Origin of the sequence: Mangrovibacter plantisponsor (assembly GCF_003182475.1) — a bacterium.
Lineage (GTDB): Bacteria > Pseudomonadota > Gammaproteobacteria > Enterobacterales > Enterobacteriaceae > Mangrovibacter > Mangrovibacter plantisponsor.
Map to the genome: position 1 here is coordinate 235629 of NZ_QGTS01000001.1, position 17692 is coordinate 253320.

Below are 17692 nucleotides of genomic sequence, written 5' to 3' on the forward strand. Positions count from 1 at the left end.
CGTGGGCCCAAAAAACTGGCTCTGACCAGGCCCGGAAGAAGTGAGCGATATTTTACCTCGCCTGTGCAGAGACGGATCAGATCACGAATCTCCTGACAACCCTGGTCGTTCCGTGGCAAATACGCTCGGTAAGATACAGTTCAACTAATCCCTGTACGGTCAATTCAGGGGTCTTAGCCTGTTCAGCTTCAATCGCACGCTGGAGCTTATCTTTTTTGAGTTCAGTCGCAGGGTACCGGCCTTCCTGACAGAGGAGCTTTAATTCGTGAAGTTTAAGACGTGCAGCGGCGAGAGAAGTCTGCGGGAGGTTACCGATTTTCACCTACATCAGCCTTATCTTTGTCGCCAGACTTCATCATTTCTACCGCTTTAAACGAAAGTGGCTTTGCCTCTTGTTTTCCTGCCATAAAGACTCCGTTATCATGCTCCCTACGCATTTATAAAACGAAATGCAGGTTGTGCTGTATGTAGCCATATTTAACCAGGCTTATAGCTTGGCAAGCTACTATTTAACCTTCATTTATACCCAGGATTTCATGAGATCCAATGAGACAAAGTGAAACACAATGAGAACAACAAACATCACTAACTCATTAAAATTTAAGAAAATGGACATCATAAACTGATGAGTACACTAGAGAATTTCGACGCCCACACCCCAATGATGCAGCAGTACCTGCGCCTGAAGGCACAGCATCCGGAGATCTTACTGTTTTACCGGATGGGCGATTTTTACGAGTTGTTTTACGACGACGCAAAACGGGCTTCCCAGTTACTGGATATTTCCCTGACCAAGCGAGGTGCTTCCGCGGGGGAACCAATCCCCATGGCGGGAGTGCCGCATCATGCGGTCGAAAACTACCTGGCAAAGCTGGTGAACCTTGGGGAATCCGTCGCTATTTGTGAACAAATTGGCGACCCGGCAACCACCAAAGGCCCGGTGGAGCGCAAAGTGGTGCGTATCGTCACGCCAGGAACCATCAGTGATGAAGCCTTACTGCAAGAGCGGCAGGATAACCTGCTGGCGGCTATCTGGCAGGACAGCAAAGGTTTTGGCTACGCCACGCTGGATATCAGCTCCGGCCGGTTTCGCCTTTCTGAACCGGAAGATGCCGAAGATATGGCGGCTGAACTGCAGCGCACCAATCCGGCAGAATTACTCTATGCCGAAGATTTTGCCGATATGCGCCTGGTTGAACACCGCCGGGGGTTGCGCCGCCGCCCATTATGGGAATTTGAAATTGATACCGCTCGCCAGCAACTGAACCTGCAATTTGGCACCCGCGATTTAACTGGCTTTGGTGTGGAACAGGCACACCGTGGCCTGTGTGCCGCAGGGTGCCTGTTGCAGTATGTGAAAGACACCCAGCGCACTGCTCTGCCCCATATCCGTGGTATCACCATGGAGCGCCAACAGGATGGCATTATCATGGATGCCGCCACGCGCCGTAACCTGGAAATCACCCTCAACCTGGCAGGTGGGACCGACAACACGGTAGCCGCTGTGCTGGATGGCACCGTTACACCAATGGGCAGCCGCATGCTGAAACGCTGGCTGCATATGCCGGTACGCGATACCGGCGTGCTGAGCCGCCGCCAACAGGCTATCAGCGCATTACAGGATTTAACCAGTGAGCTGCAGCCCATTTTGCGCCAGGTGGGTGACCTGGAGCGTATTCTCGCCCGCCTGGCACTGCGCACTGCCCGCCCGCGCGACCTGGCAAGAATGCGCCATGCTTTCCAGCAACTGCCACTACTGCGCGATGTGCTGGCGGAAGTAGACGCGCCTGCCGTTCAGAGCCTGTGTGAAACCAGTGGCGAATTTAGCGAGCTGCGCGAATTACTGGAGCACGCCATTATCGAAAGCCCGCCAGTGCTGGTGCGTGACGGTGGCGTGATTGCACCGGGTTACCATGAAGAGCTGGATGAATGGCGCGCACTGGCAGATGGTGCAACGGATTACCTCGACAAACTGGAAATCCGCGAGCGGGAAAAGCTGGGTATCGATACCCTGAAAATCGGGTTTAATGCAGTGCATGGCTACTATATTCAGGTAAGCCGTGGGCAGAGCCATATGGTGCCAATTAACTATGTGCGCCGCCAGACCCTGAAAAACGCCGAGCGCTATATTATTCCTGAACTGAAAGAGTACGAAGACAAAGTCCTCACCTCTAAAGGGAAAGCACTGGCACTGGAAAAACAGCTCTATGATGAACTGTTCGACAAGCTGCTGCCGCACCTTGAAGCGTTGCAAAACAGTGCCGCAGCGTTGGCGGAACTGGATGTGCTGGCAAACCTCGCGGAACGCGCCCTGCGTTATAACTATGTCTGCCCGACACTTACCGATAACCCCGGGATTGCAATACAGGGTGGCCGCCACCCGGTGGTGGAACAAGTATTAAGTGACCCGTTTATTGCCAACCCGCTAAACCTGTCGCCGCAACGGCGTATGCTGATTATTACTGGCCCGAACATGGGCGGTAAAAGTACCTATATGCGCCAGGCCGCTCTGATTGTGCTGATGGCTTATATTGGCAGCTTTGTGCCAGCAGAAAGCGCAGAAATTGGCCCGGTCGACCGTATTTTCACGCGTGTTGGTGCGGCGGATGACCTGGCTTCCGGGCGTTCTACTTTTATGGTTGAGATGACGGAAACCGCCAATATTTTGCATAACGCCACTGCGCAAAGTCTGGTATTGATGGATGAAATTGGCCGGGGTACTTCAACTTACGATGGCCTTTCTCTGGCCTGGGCCTGTGCCGAAAACCTTGCCAACCGCATTAAAGCGCTGACACTGTTCGCCACCCACTATTTTGAGCTGACAACGCTGCCAGAAAAAATGGAGGGGGTTGCCAACGTGCACCTCGATGCACTGGAACACGGTGATACCATCGCATTTATGCACAGCGTGCAGGATGGTGCGGCGAGCAAGAGCTACGGGCTGGCGGTTGCGGCACTTGCTGGCGTACCGAAAGATGTGATTAAACGCGCACGCCAGAAGCTGCGTGAACTGGAAAGCTTGTCGGGCAATGCTGCAGCGAGCCAGGTCGACGGCACGCAGATGTCTTTGCTGGTTGCCTCAGAAGAACCCAGCCCGGCAGTTGAAGCGCTGGAAAATCTCGACCCGGACAGCCTGACTCCACGCCAGGCGCTGGAGTGGATCTACCGGCTGAAGTCACTGGTTTAACGCGGTTAAAAACGCCCCATTTGGGGCGTTTCAAATTGATGAAAAAGAAGGAAAAAGCGTGGTTTTTCCTTCTTTTTAGTTAGCAGCCGAAAATCAATAAATTGATTTTCCTGGTTTTTTATTGGGTGACATCCTCTCATTCTGTGCGGACATGAGGTTTGTCATCAGACTCAAACGCCCCATTTGGGGCGTTTTACATTACAGCTCAGGCCAGGTAATTAACGCTGGTCTTCCGGCAACAAAGGCGGAATGGTGGGTACCTGCGGCGCATTATCTATATCGGCCTGGGTCATCATAAACGCTTCAGGGTAATGTTCCCGGCTGGTGCGGCGCAGCGGTTCTGTATCCCGCCAGGTGTACAGGCAATGCTGGCACTGGTGAACTGTCCAGACACCGGCTACCGGCGATGTTGCCAGCACTTCAATATGTTCATCAGCACAACGTGGGCAAATCATAGCTCTTCTCCTTATTTCCGGTTAGCCAGCATGGCTGTCAGTTTTTCAACCCACAGTGCCGTTTCAGGTAAGTCTTTCACCGGCTGGCTGTAGTGACCGCGGTTATCCGGCGCAACGGGTGTGGTGGCATCAATGATAAGCTTGTCGGTGATCCCGGCAGGGCTTGAGCCCGGGTCCAGTTCCAGTACCGACATATTTGGCAATTGCACCAGATCGCCTGCGGCATTCACTTTGGATGAAAGCGCCCACATCACCTGTGGCAGATCGAACGGATCAACGTCTTCGTCCACCATAATCACCATTTTTACGTAACCCAGCCCATGTGGGGTTGTCATTGCCCGCAAACCAACCGCTCTGGCAAACCCGCCATAGCGTTTTTTGGTGGAAATAATGGCAAGCAAACCATGGGTGTACATGGCGTTAACCGCCTGCACTTCCGGGAATTCCGCTTTCAGTTGCTGGTACAGCGGCACGCAGGTTGCCGGGCCAATCAGGTAGTCAATTTCGGTCCATGGCATCCCCAGGTAGAGGGATTCAAAAATCGGTTTGCTGCGGTAAGACACTTTATCGATGCGCACGACAGTCATGTTGCGCCCACCGGAATAGTGGCCGGTAAACTCACCAAACGGACCTTCGATTTCCCGTTTGCGCCCTTCAATTACACCTTCCAGAATCACTTCTGAACCCCAGGGCACATCAAAACCTGTCAGTGGTGCAGTGGCGATTGGGTATGGCGACTCACGCAATGCGCCAGCCATTTCATATTCAGACTGGTCATATTTAAGTGGCGTTGCGCCCATCAGGGTAATCACCGGGTCGTTACCCAGAGTAATAGCAATGGGCAGGTCTTCACCACGCTCTTCGGCTTTATGTAAATGCAGAGCAATATCATGCATTGGTACCGGTTGCAGGCCCAGCTTACGCTTGCCTTTCACTTCCATTCGGTAAATACCGACGTTTTGTTTGCCGAAGTGTTCCGGGTCCTGTGGGTCGCGCGAGACAACACAGGCTTTATCCAGATAGAACCCGCCATCACCGTCATTCAGGCGAAATAAAGGCAGAATATCAAACAGATTGATGTCTTCTCCGTCTACGCTGTTTTCAGCCCAGGGCGGGTTATCACGGCGTTCAGGTGCTACCGGGAATGTGTCCCAGCGGCGAATAAATTCATCCACCTGTTGTTTGAGCGGGGTGTTTGGCGGCATACCAATGGAAATAGCATGGTTCTGCCAGGAGCCAATAGTATTCATAACTACCCGGGCATCCGTAAAGCCGGCTATGTTATCAAACCACAGTGCCGGGGCACCTTCACCAATACGCCCTGTTGCGTTAGCTGCCGCAGCAATGTCCGGTTCCGGCATCACCTGCTCTTCAATTTTCAGTAACTGCCCTTGTTCATCCAGCGCACGTAAAAAGCTGCGCAAATCATCAAACGCCATATGCGTCTCCTGTTAATGAAATTAAGACTGTTTTTTTCCGTCGCTCAATCCTTCCCAGCGGCGTGCAAAAGGGGATTCCAGGCCAAACTGATCCAGTACCCGGGCCACCACATGGTGGGTTACATCGTCAATGGTTTCGGGGTGGTTGTAGTACGCGGGCATAGGCGGCACCATGGCAACGCCAAGTCGGGATAACGCCAGCATGTTTTCCAGGTGAATTGGGCTTAATGGGGTTTCACGTGGGACCAGCACCAGTTTGCGCCCTTCTTTGATGATGACATCAGCCGCGCGCCCAACCAGACCTTCTGCGTAACCCGCGCGGATCCCCGCCAGGGTTTTCATGCTGCAGGGAATAATAACCATGCCATCGGTTTTAAAAGACCCCGACGAGATGGTTGCTCCCTGATTAGCCGGGCTGTGAACCACATCAGCCAGTGACTGTATTTCAGCCACCTGGTAAGGGGTTTCCAGTTCAATAGTTGTTTTGGCCCACTTAGACATGACCAGGTGTGTTTCCACCTCCGGCAGTTTATGTAGTGCCTGTAGCAGCGCTACTCCCAACGGAGCGCCTGTCGCGCCAGTCATTCCAACAATGAGTCTCACACATCCTCCGGTTAATTTGTTCGTACACGAACATTATAAATAACATTAAGGATCGAGTGGAATTTACGCAAGGAAAAGTCACTGCCGCGCGTTAAAACAGCACGCTTTGCTAATAACCAGGAAAGCGATGAGCTGGCAAGAATTACAAGGTATGATACTGGCTGATGCTTTTACCTTCATGCCAAATGGGTTCAGGATGCATTTACACCAGGAAACGTTTCACCTTTTACGCCTTTTATTTCAGCAGCATACTGCAAAGTGGCAACACACTTTTCCCGAACTGACCAAGCCGCAGTATTCGGTGTTACGTGCGGTCGCCGAGCACCCGGGCATTGAACAGGTGCGCCTGACTGAAGCGGCAGTGTGTACCAAGGCGACACTGGCGGAAATGCTGAGCAGGATGGAGAAAAAAGGCTGGGTCAGCCGGGCCTGCGACCCGGCAGATAAACGGCGGCGGTTTGTTTCACTGACACCCGACGGGCAGGCACTACTCACCCTCAGCCAGTCCAGGGCAACGACGGTGGACCAGGCGTTTTTAACCCGGTTAAGCCCGCAAGAGCAGCAGGCATTTAACGCAATGATTGAAAAAATGCTGGAGCCGGACGGCAACACCCAGGCATAAAAAAAGCCAGTCATACGACTGGCTTGTTCGGCGGAAAAGGTATTATTCCTGGAACAGTGCCTCAATATTCAAACCCTGTGTTTGCAGGATCTCTCTGAGGCGACGCAGGCCTTCAACCTGAATCTGGCGAACACGTTCGCGTGTCAAACCAATTTCATGGCCAACATCTTCCAGTGTGGCGGCTTCATAGCCCAGCAAACCAAAACGGCGTGCCAGCACTTCACGTTGCTTCGCATTGAGCTCAAACAACCACTTCACGATGCTGTGTTTCATATCATCATCTTGTGTGGTGTCTTCCGGGCCGTTGTCTTTTTCATCGGCCAGGATATCAAGCAACGCTTTTTCCGAATCACCACCCAATGGGGTATCCACTGAGGTGATGCGTTCGTTGAGCCGCAACATACGGCTGACGTCATCTACCGGTTTATCCAGTTGTTCCGCTATTTCTTCTGCGCTGGGCTCATGATCCAGCTTGTGAGAAAGTTCACGGGCTGTGCGCAAATAGACGTTCAGCTCTTTAACAATATGGATTGGCAAACGGATCGTACGCGTTTGATTCATGATCGCACGCTCGATAGTTTGACGGATCCACCAGGTTGCATAGGTTGAGAAACGGAACCCTCTTTCCGGATCGAATTTCTCAACAGCGCGGATCAGGCCGAGGTTTCCTTCCTCAATGAGATCCAGCAATGCCAGACCACGGTTACCATAACGCCGCGCTATTTTCACCACCAGACGAAGGTTACTTTCGATCATCCGACGGCGTGAAGCCACATCACCACGCAATGCCCGGCGTGCGAAGTGTACTTCTTCTTCAGCAGTCAGCAGTGGTGAGTAACCAATCTCACCAAGATAGAGTTGCGTTGCATCGAGCACACGTTGAGTGGCACCTTGCGACAGCAACTCTTCCTCTGCCAGCTCTGTATCACCGGGTTCCTCTTCCACAAAGGCCTTTTCGTCAAAGGACTCTGCTCCATTCTCATCAAATTCCGCATCTTCACTTACTTCATGAACCTTCAGCGTATTCTGACTCATCTTAAGGTGCCTCCTACCCGTGATCCCTGGGCAAAGCACCTGTTACAACGTACTTTGCCGGTTTATCGCTGCGGTAAATAACGCAGCGGGTTGACGGATTTCCCCTTGTAACGAATTTCAAAATGCAAACGTGTAGAACTGGTTCCGGTGCTACCCATAGTAGCTATTTTCTGCCCCGCTTTGACTTCTTGTTGCTCCCGAACCAGCATAGTATCGTTATGAGCGTAGGCACTCAGGTAATCATCGTTATGTTTTATAATGATAAGATTCCCGTAGCCGCGCAGTGCGTTACCGGCATAGACAACTCGCCCAGGGGCGGTTGCAAAGATAGCCTGGCCACGCGAACCTGCAATATCAATACCTTTATTACCGCCATCGGCAGCAGAAAAGTTTTCGATAATCTTGCCATCAGTCGGCCAGCGCCATGATGAAATCGGCGAACTGCTTGACGTACTGCTGACAGTCGGCTCGGGCGTGCTAACAACCGGTGCGGTAGTCGTCGTCGTGGCTGCTACTGCGCCAGCTGACGGGCGGTTACCAGGCAACATCTTGTTAGCACTTTGTTCACCTGAAGTTTCAGAATACGTAATTGTTGGTTGCGTTGCAACCACTGCGCCTGAATTTTGTGCAGGTTTAGTTACCAGCCCCTGAGCGCTTGCATCGGCGGTCGTAATCGCATTGCCGCCGGTGATTGGCGCGCCTGAACCATTGCCCACTTGCAGCGTTTGCCCGACATTCAAACCGTAGGGTGCCGAAATATTATTACGCTGGGCCAGATCCCGGAAATCGTTACCGGTCAGCCAGGCAATATAGAACAGCGTATCGCCGCGTTTAACGGTATAGGTCTGCCCGGAATAACTGCCTTTAGGAATAGAATCATAATGGCGTTCATAAACAATTTTGCCATTCACTGTGCGCACAGGCTGTGATGGTGGTTGCTGTACTGCAACGGTTTGCGTCTGGGTTGTTTGTACCGGGTGTACAGGTTGTATTTGCGGTCTCTGAACCGGCGCAGATGTGTTTGGTGTAATTAACATCCCGCTATTGGTACTGGCCGCAGATGACGAACCACCGCCATTAACGGAACTGATCGGAGCCTGGCTGTTATGGTTACTGGAACAACCGGCAAGCCACAGGCTTACCAGTGAAAGCGCCGCAACACGGCGTAAGGTGAAATGTGGGCTTCCCGCGCTCATTTATCCCCCAAGAAATAAGAAAACAGTCAAATCAGAGCCGTAGAGGTCATCCACACTTCGGCCTGCCTTACAATACGCCCGCCCCGCGCAAAAAATACGGGGAAAAATCTGGATTCAGGACAGTTCGCCTTTTACCAGCGGTACAAAGCGTACTGCTTCTATTGTTTCGATAACAAAATCTGCACCCCGGCGACGAACCCGCTTAAGCAGTTGTTGTTCATCGCCTACCGGCAAAACCAGTACGCCACCTTCATCTAACTGGGAAAGCAACGCAACAGGTATTTCTGGTGGCGCGGCGGTCACGATGATGGCATCAAAAGGTGCTCGTGCACGCCAACCCTGCCAGCCATCGCCATGTCGTGTTGAAACATTATGTAAATCAAGTTGTTTCAGGCGACGCCTGGCATGCCACTGTAAGCTTTTAATGCGCTCAACGGAACAAACATGCTGCACCAGATGCGCCAGAATAGCTGTTTGATACCCGGAGCCTGTTCCCACTTCCAGCACGCGGGACTCTGGCGACAGCTCCAGCAACTCTGTCATGCGGGCAACCATATAAGGTTGCGAAATAGTCTGACCGGAACCAATAGGTAAAGCAACGTTCTCCCAGGCTTTGTGTTCAAACGCTTCATCGACAAATTTCTCCCTGGGTACACTGGCTATAGCGTCGAGCACATGCTCATCGCTGATACCCTGCATACGCAACTGCTTAAGAAGAGTTTGTACGCGATTGCTTACCATTGGTTCTCCACTCCTGCCCGGGATAACCACCCGGAAACAACATCATGCGCGTTGTAAGCCGTTAAATCCACCTGTAACGGCGTGACAGAAACGTAGCCTGCATCCACAGCCGCGAAATCAGTATCCGGCCCGGCATCGCATTTTTCTCCCGGCGGCCCAATCCAGTAAACCGGGTTACCACGCGGGTCTTGCTGAGCAATGACCTGGTCTGCCGGATGGCGGCTACCACAACGGGTAATACGTATACCTTTTATCTGTTCAATGGGTAAGTCAGGCACATTAATATTCAGGATCCGGCTGGTGCGCAGCGGTTCTTGTGTCAACGCGCGCAGAATCGCGCAGGTGACTTTTGCTGCCGTTTCGTAATGAGTCAGCCCATTGAGCGAAACAGCCAGTGCCGGGAACCCTAAATGGCGCCCTTCCATAGCAGCCGCAACCGTCCCCGAATAAATGACATCATCGCCCAGGTTCGGCCCCGCGTTAATGCCGGAAACCACGATATCCGGGCGTGGGCGCATCAGCGCATTCACCCCCAGATAAACACAGTCAGTTGGTGTGCCCATTTGTACAGCAATGTCACCACCAGGTAAATTCAGCGCCCGGAGTGGGGTTTCCAGAGTGAGAGAGTTGGACGCCCCACTCCGGTTGCGGTCAGGAGCAACAACCTGAACAGTGGCAAATTCCCGTAGTGCTTTAGCCAGTGTCTGGATCCCCGGCGCGTGAACGCCATCGTCATTACTCAGCAATATGCGCATAGTCATCAGGTTGGTTAATCAGTTCCCTTACAACACTGGTGGCAAAACTTCCGGCAGGGAGCCAGAAAGTCAGGGCGACAGTGACCTCATCCCACCAGTCCCAGTGTAATTCTTTAGGAAACAGTAAAATAGCACGGCGGGCGGCATCAACACGCTCCTGAACTAACAGCGCCTGTAAATCCGGCTCACAGGCAATTGCAGCCTGTTCCGCCGCCAGCGCACTCCCCTGCGTGCCCCAGTCCCCACGGCCAGGCAAGGTGGCGGTAATCCACAAGTCGCCATCATTCACCCGCTGCTGTAAAGCTGGTAACTCTTCCGCCGTAGCCACAAACCAGCTTCCGCTCCCCGCTAATTGTAGCGCGTCTCCTTCAACAACCTGATTAAATTCTGGTTTTTTCAGACGTTCGCTGGCTACCTGATTAAATAACGCACTGCGGGCTGCTGACAAGGCAAAACTGCGTTTATTTCGGTCACGGGGTGGAGTTTGCTGGCTGAACCAGCGGCGTGCCATTTCCAGGTTGCTGCCATTAATGCCAAAACGCTGAGTGCCGAAGTAATTAGGCACACCGGTTTGCTGAATGGCCTGCAGGCGTGTTTCGACATCCTCACGATTAGTAACATTTCGCAATACTACCCGGAAGTGATTACCTTTGAGATAACCGGTGCGCAGTTTACGGCGGTGGCGGCTGGCTTCGAGCACCGTACACCCTTCCAGCTCAAAGGCGCGCAAATCCGGCATCGTTTTGCCTGGCAGACGGACGCAGAACCACTGCTCTGCAACAGCATGCTTATCCTTTTGCCCGGCAAAACTCACTTCACGCCCATGTACTTTGAGGAATTTAGCCAGTGCATCCGCAACAAAGCGCGTATTGCAGCCCTCTTTGCGAATACGCAATAACAGGTGTTCGCCGTCGCCATCTGGCGCAAACCCCAGGTCTTCAATAACCACGAAGTCTTCCGGGCTGGCTTTTAACGTACCGCTGCCCGCAGGTTCACCATAACGCCAGCACAGTGGAGCCATTATCTCACTCATTTTTCTGCCCTGATTAACAATGCCACCGCTTCACAGGCAATGCCTTCACCACGGCCAGTAAAACCCAGTTTTTCTGTGGTGGTGGCTTTCACGTTAACGTCATCCATGTGGCACTCCAGGTCTTCCGCAATAAACACCCGCATTTGTGGAATATGGGGAGCCATTTTGGGGGCCTGCGCTATCAAAGTGATATCCACATTACCTAAAGCAAAGCCTTTGGCCTGAATACGCCGCCAGGCTTCACGCAACAGTGCGCGGCTGTCTGCACCTTTAAATGCCGGGTCGGTGTCGGGGAATAATTTGCCGATATCACCCAGTGCAGCCGCACCAAGCAGGGCATCCGTCAGCGCGTGTAATGCCACGTCGCCGTCGGAATGCGCCAGTAAACCTTTTTCATAGGGAATGCGAACGCCGCCAATAATAATTGGGCCTTCGCCGCCGAACGCGTGCACGTCAAAGCCGTGTCCAATCCGCATCAGGTATTCTCCGTAGGGGTTAAGCGAGATAGATAAAAAGCTGCCAGGCTGAGGTCTTCCGGGCGGGTAACTTTGATGTTATCAGCCCGGCCATCCACCAGTTCAGGATGGTAACCGCAATATTCCAGCGCAGAGGCTTCGTCAGTGATAGCCGCCCCTTCTCGCAGGGCGCGCTGCAGACTATTGCGTAACAGCTCAAGAGGGAAAAGTTGGGGTGTGAGCGCATGCCAGAGCGCCTGGCGCTCAACAGTATGTGCAATGACCTGCTGCCCGGGTTCTGCGCGTTTCATGGTATCGCGCACCGGAGCCGCCAGAATACCACCTACCTGGCTGGTCTGTGTCAGAGCCAGTAAGCGGTTAAGATCATCGGGGTGAAGACAAGGGCGCGCGGCGTCATGCACCAGTGCCCAGCCAGCATTCCCGGCGGCATTCAACCCTGCCAGCACTGAATCAGCTCGCTGGCCGCCGCCACAAACCACTTCGATTTGCGGGTGGCTGGCAAGGGGCAAATGTTTAAACCACTGGTCTGCGGGGCTGATAGCGATAATGGCTTTTGAGACCCAGGGGTGCTGTAACACGCAGTCAACAGCGTGCTCCAGAATCGTCTTGTGGCCGATACGAAGGTATTGTTTGGGACATTCTGCCTGCATCCGGCTGCCGATACCCGCAGCCGGCACCACGGCAATGACATCCGGGAAGGAAACTGCCATGTGTAGTAGAACCTGAGTGGTTATTGATTATTTGGTCGTGACATGTTCCCGTTACGTTTAGACGCATCCGGAACCAGGCGGTAAAATGTTTCGCCGGGTTTAATCATGCTCAGCTCGTTGCGGGCACGCTCTTCAATCGCTTCCTGCCCGCCGTTTAAATCGTCTATTTCAGCAAACAACTGGTCGTTTCTTGATTTCAGTTTGGCATTAGTGGCCTGTTGCACCTCGACATCGCTTTTTACACGCGAATAATCGTGCACACCATTTTTTCCGAACCACAGTGAATACTGTAGCCAGACCAGCAAAGCCAATAATAGCAGCGTTAGTTTACCCATTCCGCCCCCTGAAAAACGGCAAACATCATCCCACAACTTGCCGACAGACACCACCGTGTGTCCAGCCTGTAGAGCAGGGAATACGAGTTATTGCCGACGCAGGCGGCAGAATTTACCACAAAACCACCCGGGATGCGCCATTCCTCATTACACACTCTCTCAGATTAGCCCAGCAGCCACATAAATAAACAGCCGAACATAACCATAACAACAAGGCAGGTGATTGGGCAACTGAGCCAAAGCCGGCCATTCAGCAGTGAGTGAACCGCAATACCGACTACAATGGCGACAGGCATCAGAGCCAAAAAGAAGGGCCAGGTATACAGGAAGAAAAACAGCGTGTTAGAGCCATAAAGCAAAAAAGGAACGGCGAGCGCCAGTAACCAGGCCACAAAACCGATGATACCACCGGGAAGTGACCAGGTACTTTCCGTATTGCTGGCAGGCGGAGGAACCGTATCTGCCCGGGAAACAATTAATTGAGTCGTGTTGCGCATAACCTATCCTGTCTTATGCCTTGCCGGATACCCCAGCGGGTTTTATCCGGCATGGTCTCAGGATTTGATAATATCTTCCCTGCGCAACAGATCTAATAATTGGGCTGTCAAATTTGTTACCAATTGTTGACCGTCGAGGTGGATTTCCGGGGTTTCAGGTGGCTCATATACTGCATCAATTCCGGTGAAATTACGCAGTTCCCCCGCACGCGCTTTTTTATATAACCCTTTCGGGTCGCGGGTTTCACACACCTCAAGCGGGGTATCAACAAATACTTCAATAAACCGCCCTTCCCCCAGGCGCTCGCGCACCATCGCCCGTTCGCTGCGATGTGGGGATATAAATGCCGTCAGCACAACCAAACCGGCGTCTACCATCAGCCGGGCAACTTCACCCACTCTGCGGATGTTTTCTTTGCGGTCTGCATCGCTAAACCCTAAGTCGCTGCACAAGCCATGGCGCACATTGTCACCATCCAGCAAATAGGTACTGACGCCGAGCTTGCTCAGTGCCACTTCCAGTGCGCCTGCAACTGTGGATTTGCCCGAGCCAGACAGGCCTGTAAACCACAGCACAACACCACGGTGGCCGTGGTGTTGTTCCCGTTGCTCACGCGTAACAACGTGGCTGTGCCAGACGACGTTTTCGTCATGGTCGGCCATTACTTGCCTCCCAACAAATCACGCGCGCCCCAGTGAGGGAAATGGCGGCGAACCAAAGCATTCAGTTCCAGTTCAAAGGCACTGTATTCGGATGGCACAGCCTGCTGGCCCAGGGTTTCCACCACCAGCCCGGCGCCCACAGTGACATTGCTCAGGCGATCAATAAATATCATCCCGCCAGTTACCGGGTTTTGCTGGTAGCTGTCCAGCACCAGTGGCTCATCAAAGGTGACTTCAACCAGACCAATGCCATTCAGCGGCAGGCTGGCAACTTCGCGATGGCTGAGGTTATTGATATCCACCTGGTAATCAATTTTGTCGATACGCGCACGGGTTTTCTTGCCAGCGATTTTCACATCGTAGCTGTTACCCACTTCCAGTGGCTGTTCCGCCATCCACACTACATTAAGGCTGGCACGCTGTACCGAAGGCAGCACGGTATCGGCTTCCACCAGTAAATCGCCACGGCTGATGTCAATTTCATCTTCCAGCACCAGAGTAATCGCTTCACCGGCAATGGCTTCATCCAGGTCGCCATCAAAGGTCACAATACGGCTGACGGTAGACTCAACACCCGAAGGTAACACTTTGACACGGGTGCCAGGGCGCAGCGTGCCTGATGCCAGGGTGCCTGCATAGCCACGGAAATCCAGATTCGGGCGGTTCACATACTGTACCGGGAAGCGCATTGGCTGGCTGTCCACAACACGTTTAATTTCGACTGTTTCCAGTACTTCGAGCAAAGTAGGGCCCGTGTACCATGGCATTTTGCTGCTTTGTGATGCCACGTTGTCGCCTTCCAGCGCAGACAGCGGTACAAAGCGAATATCCAGTTCACCCGGTAACTGTGCTGCAAAATCCAGGTAAGACTGGCGGATGGACTCAAAAGTTGCTTCGCTGTATTCCATCAAATCCATTTTGTTGACGGCGACAATCAGGTGGCGAATCCCCAGCAAAGTGGAAATAAAACTGTGGCGACGCGTCTGGTCCAGCACACCTTTACGGGCGTCTATCAGCAAAATCGCCAGGTCACATGTCGATGCGCCAGTCGCCATATTGCGGGTGTACTGCTCGTGCCCCGGGGTGTCGGCAATAATAAACTTACGTTTTTCCGTCGAGAAATAACGGTAAGCCACATCAATGGTGATGCCCTGCTCACGCTCAGCCTGTAAACCATCCACCAGCAGTGCGAGATCCAGTTTTTCGCCCTGAGTGCCATGGCGTTTGCTGTCGTTATGCAAGGAAGACAACTGGTCTTCATAAATCTGACGAGTGTCGTGCAGCAAGCGGCCAATCAGAGTGCTTTTGCCATCATCAACACTGCCGCAGGTTAAGAAACGCAGCAGGCTTTTGTGTTGCTGGGCCTGCAGGTAAGCTTCAACACCGCCCTGGTCTGCAATCTGGCGGGCAATCGTAGTATTCATCATGACTCCTTAGAAATAACCCTGACGTTTTTTGAGCTCCATAGAGCCCGCCTGGTCGCGGTCAATTACACGCCCCTGCCGTTCACTGGTGGTGGACACCAGCATTTCTTCGATAATTTCAGGCAGTGTGGCAGCCGTTGAGTCAACCGCGCCTGTCAGAGGCCAGCATCCGAGAGTACGGAACCGCACCATCCGCTGTTTGATAACTTCACCCGGCTGCAAATCAATCCGGTCATCGTCAATCATCATCAACATGCCGTCACGCTCCAGTACCGGGCGTTCTGCCGCCAGGTAGAGCGGAACAATTTCAATATTTTCCAGGTAGATATACTGCCAGATATCCAGCTCAGTCCAGTTAGACAATGGGAACACACGAATGCTTTCACCTTTGTTAACCTGGCCATTGTAGTTATGCCACAATTCCGGGCGCTGGTTTTTCGGGTCCCAACGGTGGAAACGGTCACGGAAAGAGTAGATACGCTCTTTAGCGCGGGACTTTTCTTCGTCGCGGCGTGCGCCACCAAAAGCGGCGTCAAAACCGTATTTATTCAGTGCCTGCTTCAGACCTTCGGTTTTCATGATATCGGTATGTTTGGCACTACCGTGAACAAAGGGGTTGATGCCCATTGCCAGGCCTTCCGGGTTACGGTGCACCAGCAATTCAAAACCATATTCTTTTGCTGTGCGATCGCGGAACTCATACATTTCGCGGAATTTCCAGCCAGTATCAACATGCAGCAGAGGAAACGGCAGGGTTCCCGGGAAGAACGCCTTACGAGCCAGGTGCAGCATCACCGATGAATCCTTACCGATAGAATACAGCATGACCGGATTGGCGAATTCAGCAGCCACTTCACGGATAATATGGATGCTTTCCGCTTCCAGTAACCGCAAATGGGTAAGTCGTTTTTGGTCCATAACCCTTCCTTAAGACAGATTCAAGGCGAAAGTACAGGGGCTTTCGTCTGTATTGTGTTGCCAGGTGAATGCAAAAATGCGCCCGACAGGCTGTGTTTCCGGGAGCGCGAGTTTTATACCGCTAAGCTGTATACAGGGTCAGAACGTGATGGTGGGCCTGGGTGCACCAGCCACCAGGGGCAGGAAGATTCCGCAAACGTCAAACGCCAATACAGCCGGGTGATAGAAGGACTATAGGGGTCTGCTAAAAATGAATGAAATGACGAATTGGAATGAGTAGTTCCACAATGGAATAACGCCGCCACGAAATCACAACAAAAAGTGCTCAAAAAAAGGTTTCAGCGCTTTTCAGCACAAATGAAATTGTCACCTGTCACCAACAGTTCCATACTATCTTCGCCAATTGTATGTAAGTTAAATTGAACAGGATAAAGGAACCATTATGCTTTCCGCATTGCGCCATTCAGCGATAGTTATCGCCCTGGGCGTATGCTGCTCGTTTGCCGTCTTCGCCAAAGAGCCTGCTCTGGGTGAAACCGCCAGTTTGCAAGCCCGCCACCTCGCTACCGTTTTCCCTGGCCGTATGACCGGCTCCCCGGCTGAAATGCTTTCGGCGGAGTACCTGCAACAACAATTTCAGCAATGGGGCTACGAGAGCAATGTTCGCCAGTTCCATAGCCGTTATACCTACACCAGCAAAGAAGGGAATAAGACCTGGCAAAATGTCACGGGCAGTACGGTGATTGCCGCCCGGGAAGGCGAACAGCCCGAGCAGATAATTATTATGGCGCACCTGGACACCTATGCCCCACACAGCGACAGTGACAGCGACAATAACCTGGGTGGGCTCACCTTGCAGGGAATGGATGATAATGCTTCCGGACTGGGTGTAATGCTGGAGCTGGCTCAACGTTTACAGCATGTAAAGACCCGCTATACGCTGCGCTTTATCGCCACCAGTGGTGAATACACCAGCCATTCGGGGGCAGAAGATTACCTGTCACGCATGAGCGCCAAAGAAAAGCGCAACACGCTGTTAGTGATTAATCTCAGTAACCTGATTGTGGGTGAACATATCTACTTCAACAGTGGGAAGAACACGCCGGTTGCCGTGCGTAAACTCACCCGTGACCGGGCACTTAGCCTGGCCCGCCAGCTTGGTATTCGTGCATTAACCAGCCCCGGCCTTTCTTCCGCATGGCCTGAAGGCACCGGACCGGCGCATGATGCCAGTGTCTTTGATAAAGCAGGTATTCCTGTACTGGCCGTTGAAGCAACGGACTGGTCGCTCGGCCAGCACGACGGGAAACAGCAACGCCCCCGGAGCAAAGCATTCCCGGCGGGAACCAGCCGCCACGATATTACCCGGGATAACCAACAGTACCTGGACCACTGGCTACCCGGCCAGGTTGAAAAGCGCACACGAGCAGTGATGAAAGTGATGCTGCCACTGGTAGAAGATCTGGCAAACCCGCACATTAGTAATACTAATAAAAAGGTAAAAGTGTGAGAAGGGCTGCGAATAACTGAAAAAATGGCGCAAAACTGGTAATTAAAATAGACAAACAGGTCATAAGCCTTTTTTAATAGTCATACTATTAAA

19 protein-coding genes are annotated in these 17692 nt (G+C 52.6%); 4 read left to right on the forward strand and 15 right to left on the reverse strand.

Features of this window, described 5'->3' with window-relative positions; translation table 11 throughout:
* Positions 1 to 625 precede the first annotated feature (625 nt).
* Positions 626 to 3187 carry a DNA mismatch repair protein MutS gene (mutS, locus tag DES37_RS01160; RefSeq protein ID WP_110024557.1) on the forward strand — a complete coding sequence of 854 codons (2562 nt, stop codon included), beginning with the start codon at positions 626 to 628 and terminating at the stop codon, positions 3185 to 3187.
* Positions 3188 to 3405: 218 nt separating this feature from the next.
* Here the strand turns inward: mutS and DES37_RS01165 are convergent, their stop codons facing one another.
* From DES37_RS01165 to DES37_RS01175, 3 genes are read right to left on the reverse strand one after another with little or no spacing between them, the layout of a single operon-like run.
* Positions 3406 to 3642 carry a non-oxidative hydroxyarylic acid decarboxylases subunit D gene (locus tag DES37_RS01165; protein WP_036102500.1) on the reverse strand — a complete coding sequence of 79 codons (237 nt, stop codon included), beginning with the start codon at positions 3640 to 3642 and terminating at the stop codon, positions 3406 to 3408.
* An 11-nt stretch (positions 3643 to 3653) separates the two neighbouring features.
* The gene (locus DES37_RS01170) at positions 3654 to 5081 is read right to left on the reverse strand and encodes a non-oxidative hydroxyarylic acid decarboxylases subunit C (RefSeq protein WP_110024558.1); all 1428 of its coding nucleotides are present in this window, start codon (positions 5079 to 5081) and stop codon (positions 3654 to 3656) included.
* Between the two features lie 21 nt (positions 5082 to 5102).
* On the reverse strand, positions 5103 to 5684 hold the full coding sequence (locus DES37_RS01175) for a non-oxidative hydroxyarylic acid decarboxylases subunit B (RefSeq protein ID WP_110024559.1): 582 nt from the start codon (positions 5682 to 5684) through the stop codon (positions 5103 to 5105).
* 196 nt (positions 5685 to 5880) lie between these two features.
* On the opposite strand from DES37_RS01175, the gene DES37_RS01180 reads away from it, so the two are divergent.
* Positions 5881 to 6306 carry a MarR family winged helix-turn-helix transcriptional regulator gene (locus DES37_RS01180; RefSeq protein ID WP_110024740.1) on the forward strand — a complete coding sequence of 142 codons (426 nt, stop codon included), beginning with the start codon at positions 5881 to 5883 and terminating at the stop codon, positions 6304 to 6306.
* Positions 6307 to 6348: 42 nt separating this feature from the next.
* Here DES37_RS01180 and rpoS read toward each other — a convergent pair whose 3' ends face one another.
* Entirely contained in the window at positions 6349 to 7341 is a 993-nt protein-coding gene (gene rpoS, locus DES37_RS01185; RefSeq protein WP_036102511.1) for an RNA polymerase sigma factor RpoS, read from the reverse strand.
* A 62-nt stretch (positions 7342 to 7403) separates the two neighbouring features.
* Complete coding sequence (gene nlpD, locus DES37_RS01190; RefSeq protein WP_245929953.1) at positions 7404 to 8477, reverse strand: murein hydrolase activator NlpD; 1074 nt, start codon at positions 8475 to 8477, stop codon at positions 7404 to 7406.
* Between nlpD and DES37_RS25820 the strand changes: the two genes are divergently transcribed.
* Positions 8386 to 8580 (forward strand): hypothetical protein, encoded by a 195-nt coding sequence (locus tag DES37_RS25820; RefSeq protein ID WP_369792544.1) that lies wholly within the window; start codon positions 8386 to 8388, stop codon positions 8578 to 8580. The two genes, nlpD and DES37_RS25820, sit on opposite strands and share 92 nt — an antisense overlap.
* Positions 8581 to 8651: 71 nt before the next feature.
* On the opposite strand, the gene DES37_RS01195 is transcribed toward DES37_RS25820, so the two are convergent.
* The 10 genes from DES37_RS01195 to cysD all read right to left on the reverse strand — a co-directional run bounded on the left by DES37_RS01195 (position 8652) and on the right by cysD (position 16089).
* On the reverse strand, positions 8652 to 9278 hold the full coding sequence (locus DES37_RS01195) for a protein-L-isoaspartate(D-aspartate) O-methyltransferase (RefSeq protein WP_036102516.1): 627 nt from the start codon (positions 9276 to 9278) through the stop codon (positions 8652 to 8654).
* The gene (gene surE, locus DES37_RS01200) at positions 9272 to 10033 is read right to left on the reverse strand and encodes a 5'/3'-nucleotidase SurE (RefSeq protein ID WP_110024561.1); all 762 of its coding nucleotides are present in this window, start codon (positions 10031 to 10033) and stop codon (positions 9272 to 9274) included. Before surE ends, DES37_RS01195 begins: the two co-directional genes overlap by 7 nt.
* Entirely contained in the window at positions 10014 to 11054 is a 1041-nt protein-coding gene (gene truD / locus DES37_RS01205) for a tRNA pseudouridine(13) synthase TruD (protein WP_110024741.1), read from the reverse strand. The genes surE and truD overlap by 20 nt, the downstream gene beginning before the upstream one ends.
* Positions 11055 to 11062: 8 nt before the next feature.
* Entirely contained in the window at positions 11063 to 11542 is a 480-nt protein-coding gene (ispF, locus tag DES37_RS01210) for a 2-C-methyl-D-erythritol 2,4-cyclodiphosphate synthase (protein ID WP_110024562.1), read from the reverse strand.
* On the reverse strand, positions 11542 to 12252 hold the full coding sequence (gene ispD, locus DES37_RS01215) for a 2-C-methyl-D-erythritol 4-phosphate cytidylyltransferase (protein ID WP_036102526.1): 711 nt from the start codon (positions 12250 to 12252) through the stop codon (positions 11542 to 11544). The genes ispF and ispD overlap by 1 nt, the downstream gene beginning before the upstream one ends.
* Positions 12253 to 12272: 20 nt before the next feature.
* The gene (ftsB, locus tag DES37_RS01220) at positions 12273 to 12587 is read right to left on the reverse strand and encodes a cell division protein FtsB (RefSeq protein ID WP_036102529.1); all 315 of its coding nucleotides are present in this window, start codon (positions 12585 to 12587) and stop codon (positions 12273 to 12275) included.
* A gap of 164 nt (positions 12588 to 12751) precedes the next feature.
* A complete protein-coding gene (locus DES37_RS01225) occupies positions 12752 to 13084 on the reverse strand; it encodes a DUF3561 family protein (protein ID WP_110024563.1) in 333 nt (110 codons plus the stop codon).
* Between the two features lie 57 nt (positions 13085 to 13141).
* Positions 13142 to 13747 (reverse strand): adenylyl-sulfate kinase, encoded by a 606-nt coding sequence (cysC, locus tag DES37_RS01230; RefSeq protein ID WP_036102534.1) that lies wholly within the window; start codon positions 13745 to 13747, stop codon positions 13142 to 13144.
* The gene (gene cysN, locus DES37_RS01235) at positions 13747 to 15171 is read right to left on the reverse strand and encodes a sulfate adenylyltransferase subunit CysN (protein WP_110024564.1); all 1425 of its coding nucleotides are present in this window, start codon (positions 15169 to 15171) and stop codon (positions 13747 to 13749) included. Before cysN ends, cysC begins: the two co-directional genes overlap by 1 nt.
* Positions 15172 to 15180: 9 nt before the next feature.
* Positions 15181 to 16089, reverse strand: coding sequence for a sulfate adenylyltransferase subunit CysD (gene cysD, locus DES37_RS01240; RefSeq protein WP_036102540.1), 909 nt, complete (start codon positions 16087 to 16089; stop codon positions 15181 to 15183).
* 442 nt (positions 16090 to 16531) lie between these two features.
* Here cysD and DES37_RS01245 point away from each other — a divergent pair, with 442 nt between their 5' ends.
* Positions 16532 to 17599: an aminopeptidase gene (locus DES37_RS01245; RefSeq protein ID WP_110024565.1), complete on the forward strand. Its 1068-nt coding sequence runs from the start codon at positions 16532 to 16534 to the stop codon at positions 17597 to 17599.
* Positions 17600 to 17692 lie beyond the last annotated feature (93 nt).

What these genes read in the sequence shown, in the direction of transcription:
- mutS (WP_110024557.1), top strand. Translation starts at nt 626, where the DNA reads ATGAGTACACTAGAGAATTTCGACGCCCACACCCCAATGATGCAGCAG.
- DES37_RS01165 (WP_036102500.1), bottom strand. Translation starts at nt 3,642, where the DNA reads ATGATTTGCCCACGTTGTGCTGATGAACATATTGAAGTGCTGGCAACA.
- DES37_RS01170 (WP_110024558.1), bottom strand. Translation starts at nt 5,081, where the DNA reads ATGGCGTTTGATGATTTGCGCAGCTTTTTACGTGCGCTGGATGAACAA.
- DES37_RS01180 (WP_110024740.1), top strand. Translation starts at nt 5,881, where the DNA reads ATGCATTTACACCAGGAAACGTTTCACCTTTTACGCCTTTTATTTCAG.
- rpoS (WP_036102511.1), bottom strand. Translation starts at nt 7,341, where the DNA reads ATGAGTCAGAATACGCTGAAGGTTCATGAAGTAAGTGAAGATGCGGAA.
- DES37_RS01195 (WP_036102516.1), bottom strand. Translation starts at nt 9,278, where the DNA reads ATGGTAAGCAATCGCGTACAAACTCTTCTTAAGCAGTTGCGTATGCAG.
- surE (WP_110024561.1), bottom strand. Translation starts at nt 10,033, where the DNA reads ATGCGCATATTGCTGAGTAATGACGATGGCGTTCACGCGCCGGGGATC.
- truD (WP_110024741.1), bottom strand. Translation starts at nt 11,054, where the DNA reads ATGGCTCCACTGTGCTGGCGTTATGGTGAACCTGCGGGCAGCGGTACG.
- ispF (WP_110024562.1), bottom strand. Translation starts at nt 11,542, where the DNA reads ATGCGGATTGGACACGGCTTTGACGTGCACGCGTTCGGCGGCGAAGGC.
- ispD (WP_036102526.1), bottom strand. Translation starts at nt 12,252, where the DNA reads ATGGCAGTTTCCTTCCCGGATGTCATTGCCGTGGTGCCGGCTGCGGGT.
- ftsB (WP_036102529.1), bottom strand. Translation starts at nt 12,587, where the DNA reads ATGGGTAAACTAACGCTGCTATTATTGGCTTTGCTGGTCTGGCTACAG.
- DES37_RS01225 (WP_110024563.1), bottom strand. Translation starts at nt 13,084, where the DNA reads ATGCGCAACACGACTCAATTAATTGTTTCCCGGGCAGATACGGTTCCT.
- cysC (WP_036102534.1), bottom strand. Translation starts at nt 13,747, where the DNA reads ATGGCCGACCATGACGAAAACGTCGTCTGGCACAGCCACGTTGTTACG.
- cysN (WP_110024564.1), bottom strand. Translation starts at nt 15,171, where the DNA reads ATGAATACTACGATTGCCCGCCAGATTGCAGACCAGGGCGGTGTTGAA.
- cysD (WP_036102540.1), bottom strand. Translation starts at nt 16,089, where the DNA reads ATGGACCAAAAACGACTTACCCATTTGCGGTTACTGGAAGCGGAAAGC.
- DES37_RS01245 (WP_110024565.1), top strand. Translation starts at nt 16,532, where the DNA reads ATGCTTTCCGCATTGCGCCATTCAGCGATAGTTATCGCCCTGGGCGTA.